This is a genomic window from Microcoleus sp., assembly GCF_049646505.1.
GTDB lineage: Bacteria > Cyanobacteriota > Cyanobacteriia > Cyanobacteriales > Microcoleaceae > Microcoleus.
Genome location: NZ_JBARVX010000305.1, coordinates 1 through 2,667, shown reverse-complemented (window position 1 = coordinate 2,667; position 2,667 = coordinate 1). Strand labels below are relative to the sequence as shown.

The 2,667-nt window shown below is 44.6% G+C and carries 2 protein-coding genes; both read right to left on the bottom strand.

The genetic code is table 11. The features are described from left to right. On the bottom strand, positions 1–1,250 hold a 1,250-nt coding region (locus tag WBA89_RS15980; protein ID WP_424408064.1), incomplete at its 3' end, for a dynamin family protein. A 179-nt stretch (positions 1,251–1,429) separates the two neighbouring features. Continuing rightward, complete coding sequence (locus tag WBA89_RS15975) at positions 1,430–2,545, bottom strand: DnaJ C-terminal domain-containing protein (protein ID WP_424408062.1); 1,116 nt, start codon at positions 2,543–2,545, stop codon at positions 1,430–1,432. Positions 2,546–2,667 lie beyond the last annotated feature (122 nt).

Genomic DNA, 2,667 nt, shown 5'->3' with positions numbered 1-2,667 from the left:
GCAAGAATCCGCACGTAGTTTTGATTTGGGGTTTCGTAGCTGTTAACTGAAATCCGAAATTGACTAGCAGACAGTTTGCCAGAATTGGCGCAGTAGCGGTTAAATTCGTTGACAAATTGCGGTGTGTCTTGACTATTTTCGCTGTTGTTACCCGAATTTGTGTCTGCATCAAGGCGATCGCGACTTTCGGCAAATATTGTATCCAAACCAAAGCGATCGCGCCCGGTTGTCCCTCTAATTAAACTCCCGTAAAATCCCAGCAATCCGCTGGTTTTATAGACTCTGGTAGTGTCGCGAAAGTCGGAATTAATCAGATTTTCTAAGCGCTGTCGCAGTTGCGTGTTGTACCAAGTTTCGTCAATGCGGTTGAAAATGTAAAACAGCCGATCGCGAATTCCGGGATTCGATCGCGTTTTCTCCATCAACTCCGTCTCTTCCGTCGTCATTTCCCCAGACGACGCAGCCTTCAAGACGCAGACAACCGCCGAAGTATCCGGGCTTTCAATCTTATCGTAGGTCAATTCCGCATCCTGTTTGACAGGCGCATCAATTCCCGGCGTATCGATAATAATATTACCATCTTTCAGCAGCGGATGGTAACAATAATATTCAACTCGCTTCAGCACAGCACTGTTGCTACCGCGCCGCGCATAACTAGCAGCTTCCTTGAGATTGGAAAAATTAAACTGTTCCATCGAATAAGTAGCGTTATCGACAGTTTGGATGCGCTCGCGATTAGCTTCAAAACCTTCTAGCAACAGTATCAAAGCCTTAGCTTGTTTGGCTAGCTCCGATTTATTTTCTCCGCCTTCCTTTTCGATAATTATCAAACATCCCTGAGATAAAATCTTTACTACATCTATGTGATTAATATTGATTTCAGTAGTTAAATTCAACTGCTCGCACAGAGCATAAACTTGAGTCCTAATCTCAACTTCGCTCAAAAAAGTGAGAACAACGCGCTCTTTTTGGGCCGATTCAGCATAGGCGATGTAACACTCAGTACCAGTTGCGTGTCCTTCAGCACTGTAGAGCAATTCTCGCTCCAGCAAAGCATTAATCAGCATCGATTTTCCCGCACTAAAAGCGCCCGCAAACACAATTTCAAATTCAGGAGAAATTGCCTTTTTCAAAGACGCTTGTACCGCCATAATATCTTGTTGTCGCAAAGACGGTTCTTGACGCAGCAGTTGCAGTAAAGTGTCAACTTGCTCTTGCAGATTGTTGCATTGGGGCGGCATTTGAGTCATGGCGGCAGACTGCTCCTGATTGTAGAAAAATTAGCTTAGGGTTAATTGTCCGCTAGCTCCTGAAGAATTGCAACAGTAATTTTACTTATGTTATCAATAATTGCTTAACATAATTAGTCGTAAGGTGCTATAATAGCGTACCTTACATCATTAAAGGTGCGCTATTATAGCACCAGACATTAAACCGACAAATCTTGACGGGGTTTAAAAGTCTCAATCTGCCGCAATTTTTCGTATAATTCCCGTTCCTCTTCACTAATTTCCTTGGGAATTAACACCTGAATTTCTACTAGCTGATCGCCCCGATCGCCATTTCCAGTCGGATAGCCTTTATTTGCCATCCGCAACCGCTTTCCAGAGGTGACTCCCGGCGGTAGTTTCATCTTCACCGGGCCATCGAGCGTCGGCACTTCCACATCTCCACCTAGCACCGCTTCGCAGGGTGTCAGCAGCAATTGGCAGCAAATATCCGACATTTCTAAGCTAAAAAATGGATGGGGAGAAACCGTGATTTTTAAGTACAAATCGCCGCCACCAATACCTTGATTCCGCAGGCGAATTCGCTGGCCCGATACCATTGCCGCAGGCATATTTACTTCGATCCATCGCCCGTCATCCAAACGAATGCGCTCGGTACCGCCGGCATAAGCTTTTTCCAATGGCAGAGTCAGTCGGGCTTCAATGTCTCTTCTGATTTCGCGATCGTCAATTTCCCTAGTTTCGCGTCGAATTTCGCGATCGACTGTTTCGCGTCGAATTTCGCGATCGACTGTTTCGCGTCGAATTTCGCGATCGTCAAAATCCCTTCCATCTTCCCGATAATTAGCAACATAACTCGTTTTCTTAGAAGCCGTACTCCACGGTTCCGAAGCGACTACTCGCGGTGCATCATTCGCTGTCGCCATCCTCACTTCCCGCCGCCTTCCGAGCACTTGATCGAGAAATTTATTAAAATCGGAGTAATCGCTAAAATCGATTTCTTCGGCTGGTTTATTGCGGCTGCCTTTGTTATTTCCCCAACTTTTGAAATTGGGAAGTTTTACGCCTTGTTTGCCTTGAAATCCCTTTTGTTTCCAAAATTTACTAAACCGATCGTATTGAGCTCGCTTTTCGAGGTCGGAAAGAATATCGTAAGCTTCATTAATATCCTTAAAGTTATCTTCAGCAAATTTGTCACCCGGATTTACGTCAGGGTGCAATTGCCTTGCCAGTCGGCGATAGGCTTTTTTTATCTCGTCAGCCGTAGCATCTCTGGAAACTCCCAGAATTTGATAGTAATTGCGAAAGTTTTGCATAGTTAGTCATCAGTCATTAGTTATTAGTCATTAGTTATTAATTATTAGTCATTAGTCATTAGTCATCCTGCTTCCCCGCTTCAAACTAGGGACTAATGACTGGGGACTAATGACTAACCACT

Bases quoted from the DNA above. Each gene is read 5' to 3' on its own strand.
- WBA89_RS15975 (WP_424408062.1), bottom strand. From the start codon at position 2,545: ATGCAAAACTTTCGCAATTACTATCAAATTCTGGGAGTTTCCAGAGAT.